The sequence below is a fragment of the Ruegeria sp. genome, from assembly GCF_965199275.1.
Taxonomy (GTDB): Bacteria; Pseudomonadota; Alphaproteobacteria; order Rhodobacterales; family Rhodobacteraceae; genus Ruegeria.
This window is the reverse complement of the sequence record NZ_CBDAQX010000014.1, coordinates 187,457-203,902: the sequence shown is the minus strand read 5'-3', so window position 1 is coordinate 203,902 and position 16,446 is coordinate 187,457. Positions and strand designations below refer to the sequence as shown.

The 16,446-nt window shown below is 59.4% G+C and carries 18 protein-coding genes, 1 other RNA gene and 1 riboswitch; of the genes, 9 read left to right on the top strand and 10 right to left on the bottom strand.

The window, feature by feature from the left end; genetic code table 11:
- The first annotated feature begins 28 nt into the window (after positions 1 to 28).
- On the top strand, positions 29 to 685 hold the full coding sequence (locus ACOERD_RS10950) for a ceramidase domain-containing protein (protein WP_419739047.1): 657 nt from the start codon (positions 29 to 31) through the stop codon (positions 683 to 685).
- On the opposite strand, the gene ACOERD_RS10945 is transcribed toward ACOERD_RS10950, so the two are convergent.
- Entirely contained in the window at positions 676 to 1,239 is a 564-nt protein-coding gene (locus tag ACOERD_RS10945) for a DUF4202 domain-containing protein (protein ID WP_419739046.1), read from the bottom strand. The two genes, ACOERD_RS10950 and ACOERD_RS10945, sit on opposite strands and share 10 nt — an antisense overlap.
- Before the next feature lie 524 nt (positions 1,240 to 1,763).
- On the opposite strand from ACOERD_RS10945, the gene gatC reads away from it, so the two are divergent.
- The 5 genes from gatC (at position 1,764) to rnpB (ending at position 5,475) form a co-directional block, all read left to right on the top strand.
- Positions 1,764 to 2,051 carry an Asp-tRNA(Asn)/Glu-tRNA(Gln) amidotransferase subunit GatC gene (gatC, locus tag ACOERD_RS10940; RefSeq protein WP_170325838.1) on the top strand — a complete coding sequence of 96 codons (288 nt, stop codon included), beginning with the start codon at positions 1,764 to 1,766 and terminating at the stop codon, positions 2,049 to 2,051.
- A 3-nt stretch (positions 2,052 to 2,054) separates the two neighbouring features.
- Positions 2,055 to 3,542: an Asp-tRNA(Asn)/Glu-tRNA(Gln) amidotransferase subunit GatA gene (gatA, locus tag ACOERD_RS10935; RefSeq protein WP_419739045.1), complete on the top strand. Its 1,488-nt coding sequence runs from the start codon at positions 2,055 to 2,057 to the stop codon at positions 3,540 to 3,542.
- A 38-nt stretch (positions 3,543 to 3,580) separates the two neighbouring features.
- Entirely contained in the window at positions 3,581 to 4,282 is a 702-nt protein-coding gene (locus ACOERD_RS10930) for a hypothetical protein (protein ID WP_170768500.1), read from the top strand.
- Positions 4,233 to 4,949 (top strand): N-acetylmuramoyl-L-alanine amidase, encoded by a 717-nt coding sequence (locus ACOERD_RS10925; RefSeq protein ID WP_419739044.1) that lies wholly within the window; start codon positions 4,233 to 4,235, stop codon positions 4,947 to 4,949. The genes ACOERD_RS10930 and ACOERD_RS10925 overlap by 50 nt, the downstream gene beginning before the upstream one ends.
- A 126-nt stretch (positions 4,950 to 5,075) precedes the next feature.
- Positions 5,076 to 5,475: RNase P RNA component class A (gene rnpB / locus ACOERD_RS10920), an RNA gene on the top strand.
- 9 nt (positions 5,476 to 5,484) lie between these two features.
- On the opposite strand, the gene ACOERD_RS10915 is transcribed toward rnpB, so the two are convergent.
- From ACOERD_RS10915 to ACOERD_RS10905, 3 genes are all read right to left on the bottom strand, one after another.
- Positions 5,485 to 5,817 carry a GYD domain-containing protein gene (locus tag ACOERD_RS10915; RefSeq protein WP_419739043.1) on the bottom strand — a complete coding sequence of 111 codons (333 nt, stop codon included), beginning with the start codon at positions 5,815 to 5,817 and terminating at the stop codon, positions 5,485 to 5,487.
- A gap of 76 nt (positions 5,818 to 5,893) precedes the next feature.
- The gene (locus ACOERD_RS10910; protein WP_419739042.1) at positions 5,894 to 6,715 is read right to left on the bottom strand and encodes a DUF2182 domain-containing protein; all 822 of its coding nucleotides are present in this window, start codon (positions 6,713 to 6,715) and stop codon (positions 5,894 to 5,896) included.
- Between the two features lie 12 nt (positions 6,716 to 6,727).
- Positions 6,728 to 7,363: a DUF1326 domain-containing protein gene (locus tag ACOERD_RS10905; RefSeq protein WP_419739041.1), complete on the bottom strand. Its 636-nt coding sequence runs from the start codon at positions 7,361 to 7,363 to the stop codon at positions 6,728 to 6,730.
- A 234-nt stretch (positions 7,364 to 7,597) separates the two neighbouring features.
- Here ACOERD_RS10905 and ACOERD_RS10900 point away from each other — a divergent pair, with 234 nt between their 5' ends.
- The 3 genes from ACOERD_RS10900 to ACOERD_RS10890 all read left to right on the top strand — a co-directional run bounded on the left by ACOERD_RS10900 (position 7,598) and on the right by ACOERD_RS10890 (position 9,940).
- Positions 7,598 to 8,779, top strand: a complete 1,182-nt coding sequence (locus ACOERD_RS10900; RefSeq protein ID WP_419737631.1) for an ISNCY family transposase — start codon at positions 7,598 to 7,600, stop codon at positions 8,777 to 8,779.
- A gap of 278 nt (positions 8,780 to 9,057) precedes the next feature.
- Positions 9,058 to 9,225 carry a 50S ribosomal protein L33 gene (gene rpmG, locus ACOERD_RS10895; protein ID WP_037309480.1) on the top strand — a complete coding sequence of 56 codons (168 nt, stop codon included), beginning with the start codon at positions 9,058 to 9,060 and terminating at the stop codon, positions 9,223 to 9,225.
- 103 nt (positions 9,226 to 9,328) lie between these two features.
- The gene (locus tag ACOERD_RS10890) at positions 9,329 to 9,940 is read left to right on the top strand and encodes a hypothetical protein (RefSeq protein ID WP_419739040.1); all 612 of its coding nucleotides are present in this window, start codon (positions 9,329 to 9,331) and stop codon (positions 9,938 to 9,940) included.
- Between the two features lie 92 nt (positions 9,941 to 10,032).
- On the opposite strand, the gene ACOERD_RS10885 is transcribed toward ACOERD_RS10890, so the two are convergent.
- The 6 genes from ACOERD_RS10885 to ACOERD_RS10860 all read right to left on the bottom strand — a co-directional run bounded on the left by ACOERD_RS10885 (position 10,033) and on the right by ACOERD_RS10860 (position 16,400).
- The gene (locus ACOERD_RS10885) at positions 10,033 to 10,419 is read right to left on the bottom strand and encodes a hypothetical protein (protein ID WP_419739039.1); all 387 of its coding nucleotides are present in this window, start codon (positions 10,417 to 10,419) and stop codon (positions 10,033 to 10,035) included.
- Positions 10,419 to 11,390 (bottom strand): class 1b ribonucleoside-diphosphate reductase subunit beta, encoded by a 972-nt coding sequence (gene nrdF, locus ACOERD_RS10880; protein WP_419739038.1) that lies wholly within the window; start codon positions 11,388 to 11,390, stop codon positions 10,419 to 10,421. The genes ACOERD_RS10885 and nrdF overlap by 1 nt, the downstream gene beginning before the upstream one ends.
- Before the next feature lie 11 nt (positions 11,391 to 11,401).
- Entirely contained in the window at positions 11,402 to 13,525 is a 2,124-nt protein-coding gene (gene nrdE / locus ACOERD_RS10875) for a class 1b ribonucleoside-diphosphate reductase subunit alpha (RefSeq protein ID WP_419739037.1), read from the bottom strand.
- Positions 13,507 to 13,920: a class Ib ribonucleoside-diphosphate reductase assembly flavoprotein NrdI gene (nrdI, locus tag ACOERD_RS10870; RefSeq protein WP_170702026.1), complete on the bottom strand. Its 414-nt coding sequence runs from the start codon at positions 13,918 to 13,920 to the stop codon at positions 13,507 to 13,509. Before nrdI ends, nrdE begins: the two co-directional genes overlap by 19 nt.
- A gap of 15 nt (positions 13,921 to 13,935) precedes the next feature.
- Positions 13,936 to 14,157 carry a glutaredoxin-like protein NrdH gene (gene nrdH, locus ACOERD_RS10865; protein ID WP_170374861.1) on the bottom strand — a complete coding sequence of 74 codons (222 nt, stop codon included), beginning with the start codon at positions 14,155 to 14,157 and terminating at the stop codon, positions 13,936 to 13,938.
- 84 nt (positions 14,158 to 14,241) lie between these two features.
- A riboswitch (cobalamin riboswitch) is annotated at positions 14,242 to 14,434 on the bottom strand.
- Positions 14,435 to 14,522: 88 nt separating this feature from the next.
- On the bottom strand, positions 14,523 to 16,400 hold the full coding sequence (locus ACOERD_RS10860) for a DEAD/DEAH box helicase (protein ID WP_419739036.1): 1,878 nt from the start codon (positions 16,398 to 16,400) through the stop codon (positions 14,523 to 14,525).
- Positions 16,401 to 16,446 lie beyond the last annotated feature (46 nt).

Genomic DNA, 16,446 nt, shown 5'->3' with positions numbered 1-16,446 from the left:
CACACTATCATCCGTTATGTAAAAGTTCATGGATTGGTTTCAGGAAATTGATGGGTATTGCGAACGCCTTACCCCCGCCTATTGGGCCGAGCCGATCAACGCGGTGACCAACGCTGCGTTTCTGATCGCGGCTTTCATCATGTGGCGCAGGGTGCGCGGGCAGGGGATGCCTCTGGCGATGCTGCTGGTTGTGATTCTCGCCGCGATCGGGATCGGCAGCTATCTGTTTCACACCCACGCGCGGGTCTGGGCTGCGATGGCCGATGTCGTGCCGATCCTTCTTTATATTCTGGTCTATATCTTCGCGATCAATCGGGACGTCTGGCAGATGCGACCGCTGCCCGCCGCGATAGTGACCGCGCTTTTCATTCCCTATGCGGCCGCAACCCTGCCGCTATTTCAACTGGTTCCGGGTTTGGGAGGGTCCGCAGCATACGCTCCGGTGCCGCTGCTGATTCTGATCTATGCGTTTTTGCTGCGCAAACGCTCGCCGGAAACGGCCCGAGGATTAGCGATTGGTGCGTTTATCCTGATCGCCTCGATCACCTTCCGCGCGTTGGATGAACCACTATGTATGCAGCTCCCGCTGGGCACGCATTTCATGTGGCACATCCTGAACGCAACCATGCTGGGCTGGATGATCGAGGTCTATCGCAGGCACATGATCCGCGCATCTCAGTCCTGAAACGCAGCAGCCAGGTTGTCGGGCAGATCGAACTCCTTCAAAACCCGCGCGCGGCCTTCGGCTGACATCTTCCGGGCGGTCTTTTCGACGATGCTCTGGATCTTTTCGGCCGAGTGTTTTGCGGCGAAGGGCGCGAAATACCATTTCAGGAACACAAAGCAGATGACATCCTCCAGCGCCTGAACCTCATCGTCGCGCTTGATGCCTTGTTTACGTAGCATGCGCCCGGTCGCGTCGACGTCGTCCGCGTCGTACCCGGCCTGCTGCATCAGGCCCATGACAACCTCGGCGTGATGGACACCCTGCGCCTTGCGCCATGCCAGATATCCGGCGCGACCTTCGGGGAATTCACTGCGCGCCAGCTTCCAGCGTTCAACATGCTGCCCACGGGCGGCAATCTGCAACATGTCCGAGGCGTCAGGGAACAACCTGTCCATCTCGGTGCTCATGCGCTGGCCATAGATCAGCTCGACCGGTTGGCCGTCTTCGATGTTGGGGTCTTGCCTGTTGGCCGCATCAATCGCGTCCAGAACAGCTTGCTTGCGCGCGCTCATCTTCTGCTCCGTTGGTTCTTGCCGAACCAACCTTACGGTTCGACGCATCGCTCGGTCTACCGTAGCGGGTCGCGTCGAAAAGAGCAGTAGTTAATTGTAGCCAGCCGGGCCGGGCATTAATCGCCCGACCCGGGGCAGGGGGTCTATCACTTGTTCGTCTTGACCTGATCCTAGCTGACAACCTCGGGGGCAGGTGTGGGGAAGGTCAGATCAGGTGTCAGGGTATTCATTGTTGGGCCAAAAGCCTGTGCTTGGGACGCGACAACAGTGGTGGCCACTACAAATGCAATCAGGAAGGGTTTCATGTCTCTACTCCGGGTTTTGGCTGTGCCGTGGAATAGAAATCAACAGTTCAGTTTAGTTTTTCAAGGGCAAAAATGAACTAACCGGTTTACTTTTTTGCATGGGAGGTATGCAAAATGGAAAAGGGGCCGCATCAGATGATGCCCGGACAGATCCTATCGCGCTCTTGCGACCCGGACCCCGGACGGGTAAACGCCCCCTAACGCATATGAGGTTTTCCGATGTCGATTGACCAAAGCACCGCCGCCAAGGTGGCCAAACTGGCCCGGATCAAGGTCGAGGATGACGCGCTGCCCGCGCTGGCGTCCGAGTTCAACACCATCCTTGGGTTCATCGAGCAACTGAACGAAGTGGATGTCGAAGGCGTCGAGCCGATGGTCTCGGTCGAGCCGATGCGCCTGAAACGTCGTGAGGATGTGGTCACCGACGGAAACCAGCAGGACAAGGTTCTGGCCAACGCCCCCGACGCCCGCGAAGGCTTTTTCGCAGTCCCCAAAGTGGTGGAGTAAGACATGAGCGATCTGAACAAACTGGGCCTGGCCGAGGCTCGCGATGCGCTGCGCAAGGGTGACGTGACCTCGGTAGAACTGACCGAATCCTGCCTGACAGCCATTGATGACGCCGACGCGCTGAACGCTTTTGTCCACAAAACGCCCGAGATCGCGCTGGAACGCGCCAAGGCTGCAGATGAGCGGATCAAAGGTGGCGACGCGCCGTCGATGTGTGGTCTGCCGATCGGCATCAAGGATCTGTTCTGCACCAAGGGCGTGCCCTCACAGGCGGCATCCAAAATTCTGGAAGGCTTCAAGCCCGAATACGAATCCACCGTATCTCAGCAACTGGCCGATGCTGGTGCTGTTATGCTGGGCAAACTGAACATGGACGAATTCGCCATGGGCTCGTCCAACGAAACCTCGGTCTACGGCAACGCAGTCAGCCCGTGGCGTCGCGGCAATGACGACGCGCAGCTGACACCGGGCGGTTCGTCGGGTGGCTCTGCGTCTGCTGTGGCCGCAGATCTGTGCCTGGCCGCGACCGGCACCGACACCGGCGGTTCGATCCGCCAGCCTGCCGCCTTTGTTGGTATCACCGGTATCAAGCCGACCTATGGCCGTTGCTCGCGCTGGGGCATCGTCGCGTTTGCCTCCTCGCTGGATCAGGCCGGTCCGATGACCAAGAATGTCCGCGACGCGGCGATCATGCTGGAAACCATGTGTGGCCATGACGCCAAGGATTCCACCAGCGCCGAACTGGCTGTCCCGAATTTCGAGGCGATGCTGACCGGTGATATCAAAGGCAAGAAGATCGGTATCCCGAAAGAGTACCGCATGGACGGCATGCCTGCCGAGATCGAAAAGCTCTGGGCGGATGGCGCCGCGATGCTGAAAGACGCGGGCGCCGAAATCGTGGATATCTCGCTGCCGCATACCAAATACGCGCTGCCAGCCTACTACGTGATTGCGCCTGCCGAGGCGTCCTCGAACCTCGCCCGCTATGATGGCGTGCGCTATGGCCGCCGCGCGCAGCTATCTCAGGGTGACGGTATCACCGAGATGTACGAGAAAACCCGCGCCGAGGGCTTCGGTCACGAGGTGCAGCGCCGCGTGATGGTCGGGACTTACGTGCTGTCGGCGGGCTTCTACGACGCCTACTACAACCGCGCCCGCAAGGTCCGCACCCTTATCAAGAAGGACTTCGAGGATGTCTTCGCTGCGGGTGTCGACGCGATTCTGACCCCGGCCACCCCGTCCGCATCCTTCGGTCTGGGCGAGATGACCGAGGCCGATCCCGTTCAAATGTACTTGAATGACGTCTTCACCGTGACTGTGAACCTTGCCGGTTTGCCGGGGATCTCGGTGCCTGCAGGGCTCGATAAACAAGGGCTGCCGCTGGGTCTGCAACTGATCGGTAGGCCCTGGGAAGAGGGCGATCTGCTCAATACCGCCTATGCGTTGGAAAACGCCGCCGGTTTTGTGGCAAAACCGTCGAAATGGTGGTAAGCCTCGGGCCTGAAAGACATCAGACACGGAGGCGCAGCATGCGCTCTTTGCCTCTCATCGCGGCGATCTCGCTGATCGCCGCCTGTGATACGGTCACACCGATTGGCGGAACCGATTTCAACACGCCCGAGTATCAGGCCCAGCGTGAGGCGCAACTGTCCGGGCAGGGGAGTGTCGTAAACCCGCTGCTTGCCCCGGTGGATGTTTCGGAGCAGGCCCTAGGTGCACCGGGTTCGGCGTCGAACCTGCCAGTTGCGACCGGTGCCAATGCCGATATTGCCAATCAGACGGCGGCGGCTTTGGCCAGCACTTCGGCGCAACCAACGGTCACTCCCGTGCCCAACAATACCGGCATCTCCGACGAACAGGATTTTGGAGCCGTGTCCGAGCGCCGCAGCATCGAATCCGACGCTGCTCGCATCGAACAGAACCGCCAGACCTACGAAGTGGTTGCCCCTACGGCCGTGCCTGAACGTGGCAGCGACGGGCAGCCCAACATCGTGCAATACGCACTCAGCACATCCAACCCGGTGGGCACCCAGCTTTACAGCCGTGCGGGGTTCAACCTGCAGGCCAAAGCACAGCGCAACTGCGCGCAATTTCCCTCGCCAGATCAGGCCCAGATCGCCTTCCTGTCAAATGGAGGGCCACAGCGCGACCGCAAAGGACTGGACCCGGATGGCGACGGCTATGCCTGCAGCTGGGACCCGAGCCCGTTCCGCAGTGCCATCAACAACTAAGCCTGCGCCGATCTGGCACGCTTCGCCGAATTTCGGCCCCCGCCGCGATGGCCTGACGCCGACGCTGATTGTCCTGCACTACACCGCGATGGATAGCGCTCAGGCGGCGCTGGAGCGCCTCTGCGACCCACAAGCCGAGGTCTCAGCACACTACTTGATCGGTTCTGACGGTACGCTCTGGCAGATGGTGCGCGAAGAGGACCGTGCATGGCACGCCGGTGCGGGCGAATGGCATGGTCAGACCGACATCAACTCGCGCTCCATCGGGATCGAGCTGGACAATACCGGGGCGCATCCTTTCTCGGATCTGCAGATGGCAGTGTTGGAAACCCTCTTGCCACAGATCATGTCGCGCTGGGCGATTCCGCCCGAGGGCGTGATCGGCCATTCCGATATGGCCCCCGGCCGAAAAAGTGACCCCGGAGCAAAGTTCGACTGGCAGCGACTCGAACGACAGGGGCTGGCCGCCGCAGGTGCAACCCAAACTACCCCGGCAGGCATCTCGTGCGAAAACTTTCGCGAACTGGCTCGCGCCGCAGGTTTCACCGCCGATGTCCCGAACGAGACGCTTCTGGCGGCCATACGTTTGCGATACCGCCCTTGGGGCACCGGTCCGCTCTCCCTAGCCGATATCAAGGCGCTCAGCTTGGCCCCAAACGCGACCTGATCCGCTCTTCATCTGGCCAAAAATATCTCGGGGATGAATTGGCCAAAGGCCAAGAAGGGGCTGGCCCCTTCCTCCACCCTATCCACTCTTGACGCGACCGGGAACACAGCATACCCACCCCTCTGCGCGGAGGGCCGGATGGCCGCTGGGGTCGCAAGACCCGAGAGGAAAGTCCGGACTCCACAAGACAACGGTGCCGGGTAACGCCCGGGCGGGGTAACCCGACGGAAAGCGCCACAGAAATCAGACCGCCTGCGGCTTTGGCCAAAGGTAAGGGTGAAACGGTGGGGTAAGAGCCCACCGCGCCGCTGGCAACAGCGACGGCACGGCAAGCCCCACCGGGAGCAATGCCAAATAGGGTCCCCGCGCGGGATGGTCGGCGTCTGCCGATACCACCGCTAAGCGCGTCTTGGCCGAGAGGGACCGGGTTGGCAGCTTGAGCCGCGCAGCAATGCGCGGCCTAGAGGAATGGTCATCGAAGGGGGCAACCCCGGAACAAGATCCGGCTTACAGGCCCTCCGCGCGTATCCTATTGTCAGTTTCCGGGTGGCGTATAGGCTCCGACCAGTTTCGCAGCCTTCTTCTGAACCGCCACGAAGTCCTTGGCTTTCCAGGCCCTTACGGTTTCAATATTGGATACAGCGCCCGAGGCGGCGACCGCCATGCCCACCGCAACTGCGTCCGTCTCATCTGGTGCTTCGCTGATGACAACCACGTCGTTATCCCCCGTCGTGATGTAGAAGGCCAAAAGCTTGGCACCGACCTTTTTCAACAGCGCTTTGACGGCGTCCGTCCGATCGGATCGTTTGCCGACCATCCCCTTCGCGCCTTTCTGTGAATAGGATGCATAGGTGATAAAAATAGGCATGGATGCCTCCTGACTGAAGTTTAGGGACCTTTGATTGGGCCGGTCCTTTGGCCTGAAATCTGATCCGAGGCGTGCGCTAAGGCACGACCACCAGCCAGACGCCAAGAACGATCAGCACCGCGCCCGTCGTGGGCACCAGCCACATGGCGCGCGGCATCAACTTCTCCAACGCGACGTAAATGGCGACGCCGACAATCCAATAGAGGTTCATTACTCCGCCTACGAACAGCAGCAGCATCAGGGCCCAGCAGCAGCCCAGACAATAGGCTCCGTGCAGCGCGCCGGTGCGGAATGCGCCATAGGCGTAGGGTCTGTTGTGATCGGCCAGAAAACGCGCCGGGCTGCGGCAATGGCGCAGACAGGCGGTTTTGAGGCTAGAAAGTTGGTACAGCCCCGCTGCGATCATAACGCATCCAGCCGCCGTCCGAGAACGGATGGTCATCATCGGGCCATCGGACAGCCCAACAACTTCCAGCAGCCATTGTGCGCCGGTTGCAAGCACGCTGAACAAGGCCCAGGCCACCAGATAGCCGGCCAGAAAAAACAGGCTCAGCCGCGCCGTATTGGCCTTATCCGGCCCGACCCGTTTCAACGCCATGAACAGCAGAACAGTAGGGGCGGCGCTGGGTGTCATCATCGCGATCATCATCACCCACCACATCAGGAAGATCAGCACGGCATAAGGCGCCGTCCAATGTACCTCGGTCGCCATCTGCATTGGGTTGCCAATCGGGCGGGCCATCCGGGTCATGTCCACAGCGGTCATGTTCATGCCAACCCCGGCAATCGTATACCACGATGCCGCCAGAATGATCAGCGCGACACAGACCAGAACAACGCCACGGTCATGCCGAAGCACCCGATCGACCAAATGGCTCGGTGGTGGGGATTCAGTCATTGGACACCCGGCCTAAGCGCCCAGAACCCCGTGTCCTGAGATGTTGAGATGCGCCAGATGCGCGTGGGTCGCATCAAAGGCTAGGCTGATCGCCGCGCCCGTGGTCTGGGCCGAGCCCGAGGCCGCCTCGGCGGTGCGATATTCGAACCCGTTGGGCAGATGGAACGCCGCGCGATGCGGGTCTCCGGTCACGATATTTGGGATCGGTCTGACTTTCACATCGAACACACCGGTCACGTTCGCATAGCCAGTCCGGTCCTCGCGGCTCCAGTCCAGTTCGATCGGAACGTAAAGAGTTTCGTGTTTCTTAGGCGCCATTGCGCTGAAGACGTACCACATGGTCGCCATTTCATCGGTGTCTTCGCCGGACATGATCGCCTGCAACGCGGCGCGCTGATCGGCAGAGGCGCTTTCGTCGATGATCAGCTGCATCTGGCCATTGCCTTCATGGATCGGGCCGGGCCAGTGATACACGCCCGCTGCCCGCACACCGGCAAGATCCGTGTCGCCATAGTGGCCGGATTCAATATCGAAGACGACGACGGCCTCGCAATTGCCATGGGTGGGTAGAACACTGAACTGGCATGGGCAGCCGAAGTTGCAGTTACAATTGGCCAGTTCTTCGGCCTGCAGTTTCCATTCTGTCATGATTAACCCCCAAACACGCATAAATGTACTCTGCCGTGATAGGGTCGCGCCTGATCTGGATGCCTCGAAGGCCGGGCTTGGCGCCGGCTTTTGGGTCTTCCGAATTGAGCGACCATATCACGAAAGCGTGATAGCGCCAAATCCGGTGCGAGTTAGTGTCGCTAACACGCGATATGTCCGGTGTATGTAACATGCGATCTGTCCGGTTCTATTCTGTCTCTGAGAGGAGGCGTTATGAACCGAGCAGAAGTGTTACAGGAAGTTCGACTGATGAAGTTTGAAGATGTGTATTCGCGGCGAAGCGCGAACAAGCTGACGCAAGAACAGGCGGCTGAGATACTGGGTGTATCCGTGCGCACCGTCAGGCGTTGGGAGGATCGATTTGAGGCGGATGGTGCAGAAGGTCTGTACGACCGTCGGCTTGGCAAACTGGCCAACAATCGTGTTGCCACGGATAAGGTCATGGAGATGCTTGAACTGTTTGATACCAAGTACTGGGATTACACGCCGAAGCATTTCCACGAGAAGCTGGTGGCCCACCATGGTTTCACACAGAGCTACAACTGGGTGCGGCTTACACTGCAGCGCCACGGCCGGGTTCAGGCAGCACCCCGACGAGGTGCCCATCGGCGCAAGCGGCCCCGCCGTCCGATGGTTGGCATGATGTTGCATCAGGACGGCTCCAGCCATGAATGGGTTCCGGGTCAGTGGTGGGATCTGATCGTCACCATGGACGATGCCACCAACCGGGTTTATTCGGCATTCTTTGTCGAGGAAGAAGGGACGATGAGCAGTTTTCAGGGGCTGACAGAGGTGATCGAGGCGCAAGGTCTGTTTTGCTCGCTCTATGCCGATCGGGGCTCTCATTACTGGCATACGCCCGAAGCGGGCGGCAAAGTGGACAAGGACAATCTGACCCAGGTCGGGCGCGCCTTGCAGCAACTCGGCATTGAGCTGATCCCGGCCTATTCACCGCAGGCCCGTGGACGGTCTGAACGCATGTTTGGCACGTTCCAGAACCGATTGCCGCAGGAACTGCGGTCCCATGGGATCACAACCATTGAAGAGGCCAATCAGTTCCTGAAAGAGGTCTATCTTCCCGAACACAATGCCCTGTTTGCAAAGGAGCCGGAGGATACGACCTCGGCCTTCGTGCCGTTTACAGGCAATGTGCGCGACACCCTGTGTGTGCAGGAAGACCGCGTCGTCGGCAACGACAATACGGTGCGCTACAAGGGCCTGGTCATGCAGATCGCGGCAGACAGGCACCGTCATCATTTCGTCAAGGCGAAGGTCAGGGTCCACGAATACCCCGATGGTCAACTGGTCATCTTCCACGGCCCGAGATGCATTGGCCGCTACCAGCCTGACGGATCACCCATCACACAGGAGGATAGCAAACACAAAGTCGCGTGACCCGCTTCGACGTGGCGCGAACGCGGTGGCCCAAATCTACGGTCGCCTACGGCTCCCTCCGAATTGGGCCACCGCGCAATCAACTGAAGCGGACAATTGGCATGTTACCTACACCGGACAATTCAGAATGTTCTCGACAATCCGGTGCGAGTTAGCAATTAAGCTTTTGTGCGCCTCACTTGCGGAATCCGGTTGACTCGGGCGCGCGACGGGGTAAAAGCGCACGCTCATAGGAATTCAACCGGAAGGCCCTGCCTTTTCGGACGCAGGAGATAACCATGGCGAAGCCGACGACAATCAAGATCCGCCTGAACTCGACCGCGGGCACGGGCCACTTCTACGTGACCAAGAAAAACGCGCGTACGATGACCGAGAAAATGACCATTCGTAAATACGACCCGGTCGTTCGGAAACATGTCGAGTACAAGGAAGGCAAGATTAAGTAATCTGCCGTTCCAATTGGACATTTTGAAAAGGGCTCTGAGTTGTCAGAGCCCTTTTTCTTTTGGACGCGTACGCTGGTGCGGCCATGCGAAGGGAACAGGTCCGTTGCAGGGACGCATCAGCGCCACGCCCCTTCGCACCTGCCGCGGCTTGCTTTTTGCATCTCGCTACCGCTACGGTTTAGCAAATCGCCACAAAATGTTGACCGTCATGAAAAAAATCTTGCTACCGACAATCGCCGTTTTGACCCTCGCGGCTTGTGAAGACCCCTTCAATCGCCAAGGTGTCGGGTTCACCGGGATTGATGGTGAACCGCGCACGGTGTCCGATGTTCCGGGAGCCGTTGCCTTCTTACCGCCAGCGACCAATGTCCCGGCCGAGCTTGCGGAATTGCCCACCGTCTCGGTCCTGTCCGACAAGGTCGGGATCGATAAGATTGCCGGTGTGGCAATCGAAAATGGCGGTCAGTCGCCTGCAAACGCGGTGGAGCTATCGGGAAGCAGCCAGAACCTGTATCTGAGCACAGTGAATGTGAACGGCACCCTGTTCGGAGTTGTTCGGACTCGCTCAAACAGCACTCGGGTCGATAACTCTGTGGGGGCGGCGTTTGGCAGAGAGACCGAACGCTTTACCGGTTGCCTGCCTGCAGGAGATGTCTATAGCAAGGGCTCATCCGATCGCAGCTCGGGCTTTGCGGTTCCGCTGAACTGCAGCTGATCCGGTCAAAGATCAGTTGACGTGAAAAAGGGCGGGGATTTACCCGCCCTGTTCATTTGCACCGATAGCTATTCGTCCCAATCAAGGCGGTGTTAGCCATCCTCAAGGATGCGGGCGAGGTCAGGCCGGCGGAAGGCCGGGCCTTTCAGCACCTTGCCATCTTCGCGAAGAACCGGTTTCCCATCGGCGCCCAACTTGGACATGTTCGAGGCGTGGACTTCCTCCATCGCCGCCTGTTTGAGGCTGTGTAGGCCGAATTCCAGAAAGGTGCCGTCCAGCACGTATTGGATGTCACACAGGGCATCTAGCACCTCGACCAGATTGCCATCCTCGACCGCTGCGCGCAGCTCCGCGACTTCCTCTTCGAGGATCGCCAACCGCATCTGCGCTCGCGCCTTGGGGATCGCTGGTGTGTCCACGACCGGCACGTCAAAGGCTTCGTGCCAGTCCCGAACGATGGTCAGAGTGTCCTTTGCCATCAGAAATCCCAATCCTCGTCCTCGGTCGCAACTGCCTTGCCGATGACATAGGAGGATCCGGAGCCCGAGAAGAAGTCGTGGTTCTCGCTATCGGGGCTGAGGGCCGCCAGAATCGCCGGATTCACTTCGGAGACTTCTGGTGGAAACAGGGCCTCGAACCCGAGGTTTTGCAGCGCCTTGTTGGCGTTGTAGTGGAGGAATACCTTCACGTCCTCGGTCAGGCCGAGCTCATCATAGAGTTCCTCGGTGTACTGGTTCTCGATCCCGTAAAGCTCGAACATCAGGCCAAAGGCATAGTCCTTCAACTCCTGCTGTTCCGCCTCGGAGAGCTTCTCGTAGCCGCGCTGAAATTTGTAGCCGATATAATAACCATGCACGGCCTCATCCCGGATGATCAGGCGGATCAGGTCGGCGGTGTTGGTCAGCTTGGCGCGGCTGGACCAGTACATTGGCAGGTAGAACCCAGAATAGAACAGGAAGCTTTCCAGAAACACCGACGCGATCTTGCGTTTCAGCGGATCGTTGCCCGGAGCGTATGTGTTCAGGATCGCCTCGGCCTTGGCCTGCAGATGCGGGTTTTCTTCGGACCAGCGGAACGCCTCGTCGATTTCTTTGGTTGAACAGAGTGTCGAGAAGATCGAGGAATAGCTGCGCGCGTGAACCGCCTCCATAAAGGCGATGTTGGTCAGCACGGCCTCTTCATGCGGAGTGAATGCATCGGGCATCAGGGCAGGGGCACCGACCGTGTTTTGGATCGTATCCAGCAGGGTCAGGCCGGTGAAGACGCGGATGGTCAGCTGCTTTTCATGGTCCGTCAGCGTCGCCCAGCTTTGGATATCGTTGGACAGCGGCACTTTCTCGGGCAGCCAGAAGTTGACCGTCAGGCGGTTCCAGACCTCAAGGTCCTTGTCATCCTCCAGCCGGTTCCAGTTGATGGCGCGGGGGATCTTGGTTTGGATCATGTCTTTCATATCGTTTCCCCTTACAGCGAGCAGGATACGCAGCCCTGCACCTCGGTCCCTTCGAGGGCCTCCTGGCGCAGACGTACGTAGTAGATGGTTTTGATGCCTTTCTTCCACGCATAGATTTGGGCGCGGTTGATGTCGCGGGTCGTCGCCTCGGCCGGGAAGAACAGGGTCAGCGACAGTCCCTGATCCACATGTTCGGTGGCCGCCGCGTAGGTGTCGATCAGCGCCTCGGGGCCGATCTCATAGGCATCGCGGTAGTATTCGAGGTTTTCATTGCTCATGAAAGCCGCCGGATAGTAGACGCGGCCGATCTTGCCCTCTTTGCGGATTTCGATCTTCGAGACGATGGGGTGGATCGAAGAGGTCGAGTTGTTGATATAGCTGATCGACCCTGTCGGCGGCACGGCCTGAAGGTTGCGGTTATAGAGGCCGTGTTTCATCACATCCACCTTCAACGCTGCCCAGTCGTCGCGTGTGGGCAGGGTCATGCCGTCGAACAGAGCTTTCACTCGCTCGCTTTCGGGTAGCCAGTCACGGGTGGTGTATTTGTCGAAAAAGGTGCCCGAGGCATAGTCTGACTTCTCGAACCCTTTGAAAGATGTCTTGCTTTCCTTTGCTAGTTCGCAAGAGGTGCGGATCGCGTGATAGGCCACGGTCGCGAAATACACGGATGTGAACTCGATACCCTCAGGCGAGCCATAGTGGATATGTTCGCGCGCGAGGAACCCGTGCAGGTTCATCTGCCCCAGACCAATCGCGTGACTTTCATCATTGCCCCGACGCACCGACGGCACCGAGTCGATTGCCGACATTTCGGACACCGCCGTCAGCGCGCGGATCGCAGCGCCAACAGTGCGGCCCAGATCACCGCCATCCATCGTCTTGGCAATATTCAGCGAGCCGAGGTTGCAGGAGATATCCGTGCCCAGATGCGAATAGCTGAGGTCATCGTTGAACTCGGATGCTTCATTGACCTGCAAAATCTCGGAACACAGGTTCGACATGTTGATCCGGCCCGCAATGGGGTTCATCCGGTTCACCGTGTCTTCGAACATAACGTAGGGGTAACCGGATTCGAACTGAATCTCTGCAACGGTCTGGAAGAACTCACGCGCATTGACCTTGGATTTGCGGATTCGCTTGTCATCGACCATCTCGTGATACTTCTCCGTCACCGAGATTTCCGAGAACGGCACGCCATAGACCTTTTCTACGTCATGAGGCGAGAACAGGTACATATCCGCGTTTTTCTTCGCCAGCTCGAACGTGATATCAGGGATCACCACGCCAAGGCTCAGCGTTTTGATACGGATTTTCTCATCCGCGTTTTCGCGCTTGGTGTCGAGGAAGCGCATGATGTCCGGGTGGTGCGCGTTCAGATACACCGCACCCGCTCCTTGCCGCGCACCAAGCTGATTGGCGTAGGAGAAGCTGTCTTCCAGCAGTTTCATCACCGGGATCACGCCGGAGGATTGGTTCTCAATGCCCTTAATCGGCGCGCCGTGCTCGCGGATGTTGGTCAGCAGCAGCGCCACACCTCCGCCGCGCTTGGACAGTTGCAGGGCCGAGTTGATGCCGCGCCCGATGCTCTCCATGTTGTCCTCAAGCCGCAGCAGGAAGCACGAGATCAGCTCGCCGCGTGAGGCTTTGCCCGCGTTCAGGAAAGTGGGCGTGGCGGGCTGGAAGCGGCCGTCGAGGATTTCCTCCATGAAGGACAGGGCCAGCGCTTCATCGCCGCGTGCCAGCGCCAGTGCGGTCATGACGACGCGGTCCTCATAGCGTTCCAGGAACCGCTGCCCGTCACGGGTTTTCAGCGTATAAGAGGTGTAATATTTGAACGCGCCCAGAAAGGTCGGGAACCGGAACTTCTTGGCATAGGCCGCATCCCAGATCTTCCGCATGAAGTTCTTGGAATACTGGTCCAGAACGGCCTCTTCATAATAGCCCTCGGACACCAGATACCCGAGCTTTTCGTCCAGCGAGTGGAAGAACACGGTGTTCTGGTTCACGTGCTGCAGGAAATACTGCCGCGCGGCCATACGATCGGCATCGAACCGGATCTTCCCCTCACCATCGTAGAGGTTCAGCATCGCGTTCAACGCGTGGTAGTCCTGCTCGTTTACGCTGCTGTCGAGCATAGGTTTCTCCCTAGTTTTTCCAGCCCGGCGCGGACGCGGGCGATGTCGGTCTCTGTTCCGGCCAGCTCAAACGTGTAGAGCAGCGGTACGTTGCATTTCTGGGCGATGATGCGACCGGCCAAAGCGTAGGTCGCACCGAAATTGCGGTTGCCTGTGCCGATCACTCCAATGATCCCGGTGCGTCTGTCCGGGTCGTTCAGAAACCGGATCACCTGTTTAGGAACCGCCCCGCGCCCTTCGCCATCGGCATAGGTGGGGCTGATCAGCACGTATGGGTGTCCGGGGTCAGGCAGCGGGTCCATCCCGTTCGGAATGCGGAAAGAACTCAGGCCCAGCCGCGAGACAAAGCGGTGGGTGTTTCCGGATTTCGATGAGAAATAGACCAGCGCCGGGATCGGCGCGGCCATGGATCAGGCCAATTGGGCGATCATGTCCGGGCGGAAACCCGACCAGTGATCACTGCCCGCCACAACGACAGGGGCCTGACGATAGCCCAGCTCGGTCACGTGGGTCATGGCGCTGTCGTCCTGGGTCAGATCGATGACGTCATAGGTGATGCCTTTTGCATCCAGCGCGCGGGTGGTGGCGGTGCATTGTACGCATGCGGGTTTGGAATATACGGTAATGCTCATGTCGTCCTCTGTCCTTTTAATGAATGCCGAGGACGCTGCGGGCAAAATGAACCCTGAACACGCCCCCGAACCCTCCGTTCGCGGTTTTCTTTCTTTGCTTACGGCAGGTCTCCTGGCTCGCGGATTGATGTTCGGACTGGCCTTCCCAAAAGCTCACTTTCAGTGGCGTATTCAGCCGAACTATCCGCTTACAGTTGCGGGGGCAGCGCCGGTTTTTCACCGGTTTCCCTCTTAGCTTTCAACAGGAATCGAAAGAACCGAAGCAACACCATATTGGGGTTGGTGGTGGCGTGTTGTCAATATATGGTGTAGCGAAGAAAATAAATTTCTTCGCTTGCACAACCTGCCGCGGGCGCTAAGGCGGTTTACTTTTTCCGCTTGGGCACTGCGTTGCCACCCTTCATCGCAGCCGCACGTGCGCGGTTTTTCTTGCTGCTTGGCTTGCCTTTGGGCGGAGGCGGGCCTTTCGGACGACGCGCAGGTTTCTTGTGCTGATCGCCCGAGGGGGCCTCATCCCGTTTGGGCCGCGCTTCGGGCTTGGGTTTCTCGGCCGGCTTCCGGCGTGGTTTTGCGGGCTGAGGCTCAGCCGCGCGGGCCGGGCGTTCAGCACGTTCGGGGCGCTTCTTGCCTTTGAAGTCGCGCTTGGGGCCTTTGCGGCCACCACCGGAAAGGGTGGGCGGTGCGTCCAGTTGCACCAGGGTCTTGGTGCCTTCGATCGTCATCTCGGGGCCAATGGCCTTCAGGAAACCTTCAACGCTGCTTTCGCGAATCTCGATATAGCTTTCGGTGTCTGCAATGCGGATCGCGCCGATATCGTCTTTGGTAATCTTGCCCGCCTTGCACAACATGGGCAGCAAATAGCGAGGCGAGGCGTTTTCGTTGTGTCCCTCCGACAGTGAAAACCACACGCTTGGGCCAAAGGGAACGTTCGGTTTTGGCGCTGCATCCGGCGTGTCGCTCAGCTCCTCCGGGGCGGAGTGTTTGCGCCCGTATTGACGCAGATAGGCCGCCGCCAGTTGCTGCGGTGAAAAGCGCGAGACCAGATCATCGACGAGCGCACTTTCGCCCTCGGTCACATCCACGGTCCAGTCGTCCGAGCTGAACATCCGCTGCATGTCCTGCGCCTGAACCTCTTCGGCCGAGGGTGCAGACCCCCAATCGGCGGTCAGCTTGGCGAATTTCAGCAGGCGCTGCGCCTTTTTGAACGACGCGGGCGGCACGATCAGCGCGCTGACGCCCTTCCGCCCGGCGCGTCCGGTTCGGCCCGAGCGGTGCAGCAGCGTTTCATGACTGTTCGGCAGTTCCGCATGGATCACCAGATCAAGGTTCGGCAGGTCGATGCCGCGCGCGGCCACATCGGTCGCCACACAGACGCGGGCGCGTCCGTCGCGCATGGCTTGCAGCGCGTTCGAACGTTCGCTTTGCGTCAGCTCTCCGGACAGGGCCACGACCGAGAATCCACGATTCGACAGTCGCGCCGTCAGGCGGCTGACCATGGCGCGGGTGTTGCAGAAGATGATGGCGTTGGGAGCCTCGTAAAAGCGCAGCACGTTGATGATTGCATTCTCACCATCGCGCGGGGCCACATTCATCGCGCGGTATTCGATATCGGCATGTTGCGTGCGCTCGCTGACGGTGCTGACACGCTCGGCATCGCGCTGGTAGCGGGCGGCGAGGGAGGCGATGGCGCGGGGAACCGTGGCGGAAAACAGCAGTGTCTGACGCTCAGACGGGGTCTGTTCCAGAATGAACTCAAGATCTTCGCGGAAGCCCAGGTCGAGCATTTCGTCGGCTTCATCCAGAACCACGGCGCGCACGGCGGTCAGGTCAATCGACTCGCGCATGATATGGTCGCGTAGGCGGCCCGGCGTTGCGACCACGATATGCGCGCCGCGGGCCAGCGCCCGCCGCTCGTCTCGCATATCCATGCCACCGACACAGGACGCGATGAACGCGCCCGCATCCGCATAAAGCCACGCCAGTTCGCGTTTGACCTGCATCGCCAATTCGCGTGTCGGTGCGATGACCAGTGCCAAAGGCGCGCCCGCCGCATCGAATACATCCGCGTCGCCCAGAACGGTCGGGGCTATGGCAAGGCCGAACCCGATGGTTTTTCCCGATCCGGTCTGCGCCGAAACCAACATGTCGCGGCCTTGCAGGTCGGGCGCGGATACGGCGGTTTGGACAGGGGTCAGCGTGTCATACCCTTTGCGATCAAGGGCGTCTTGAAGTGTTTGTTTCATGGCTCGGCTCTTTGGGGTGCTGCGGTCACCCTCAGAGCGTCTTACA

Excerpts from the sequence above, each read along its gene's own strand:
- ACOERD_RS10950 (WP_419739047.1), top strand. The coding sequence starts at position 29 with ATGGATTGGTTTCAGGAAATTGATGGGTATTGCGAACGCCTTACCCCC.
- ACOERD_RS10945 (WP_419739046.1), bottom strand. The coding sequence starts at position 1,239 with ATGAGCGCGCGCAAGCAAGCTGTTCTGGACGCGATTGATGCGGCCAAC.
- gatC (WP_170325838.1), top strand. The coding sequence starts at position 1,764 with ATGTCGATTGACCAAAGCACCGCCGCCAAGGTGGCCAAACTGGCCCGG.
- gatA (WP_419739045.1), top strand. The coding sequence starts at position 2,055 with ATGAGCGATCTGAACAAACTGGGCCTGGCCGAGGCTCGCGATGCGCTG.
- ACOERD_RS10930 (WP_170768500.1), top strand. The coding sequence starts at position 3,581 with ATGCGCTCTTTGCCTCTCATCGCGGCGATCTCGCTGATCGCCGCCTGT.
- ACOERD_RS10925 (WP_419739044.1), top strand. The coding sequence starts at position 4,233 with ATGCCTGCAGCTGGGACCCGAGCCCGTTCCGCAGTGCCATCAACAACT.
- ACOERD_RS10915 (WP_419739043.1), bottom strand. The coding sequence starts at position 5,817 with ATGCCTATTTTTATCACCTATGCATCCTATTCACAGAAAGGCGCGAAG.
- ACOERD_RS10910 (WP_419739042.1), bottom strand. The coding sequence starts at position 6,715 with ATGACTGAATCCCCACCACCGAGCCATTTGGTCGATCGGGTGCTTCGG.
- ACOERD_RS10905 (WP_419739041.1), bottom strand. The coding sequence starts at position 7,363 with ATGACAGAATGGAAACTGCAGGCCGAAGAACTGGCCAATTGTAACTGC.
- ACOERD_RS10900 (WP_419737631.1), top strand. The coding sequence starts at position 7,598 with ATGAACCGAGCAGAAGTGTTACAGGAAGTTCGACTGATGAAGTTTGAA.
- rpmG (WP_037309480.1), top strand. The coding sequence starts at position 9,058 with ATGGCGAAGCCGACGACAATCAAGATCCGCCTGAACTCGACCGCGGGC.
- ACOERD_RS10885 (WP_419739039.1), bottom strand. The coding sequence starts at position 10,419 with ATGGCAAAGGACACTCTGACCATCGTTCGGGACTGGCACGAAGCCTTT.
- nrdF (WP_419739038.1), bottom strand. The coding sequence starts at position 11,390 with ATGAAAGACATGATCCAAACCAAGATCCCCCGCGCCATCAACTGGAAC.
- nrdE (WP_419739037.1), bottom strand. The coding sequence starts at position 13,525 with ATGCTCGACAGCAGCGTAAACGAGCAGGACTACCACGCGTTGAACGCG.
- nrdH (WP_170374861.1), bottom strand. The coding sequence starts at position 14,157 with ATGAGCATTACCGTATATTCCAAACCCGCATGCGTACAATGCACCGCC.
- ACOERD_RS10860 (WP_419739036.1), bottom strand. The coding sequence starts at position 16,400 with ATGAAACAAACACTTCAAGACGCCCTTGATCGCAAAGGGTATGACACG.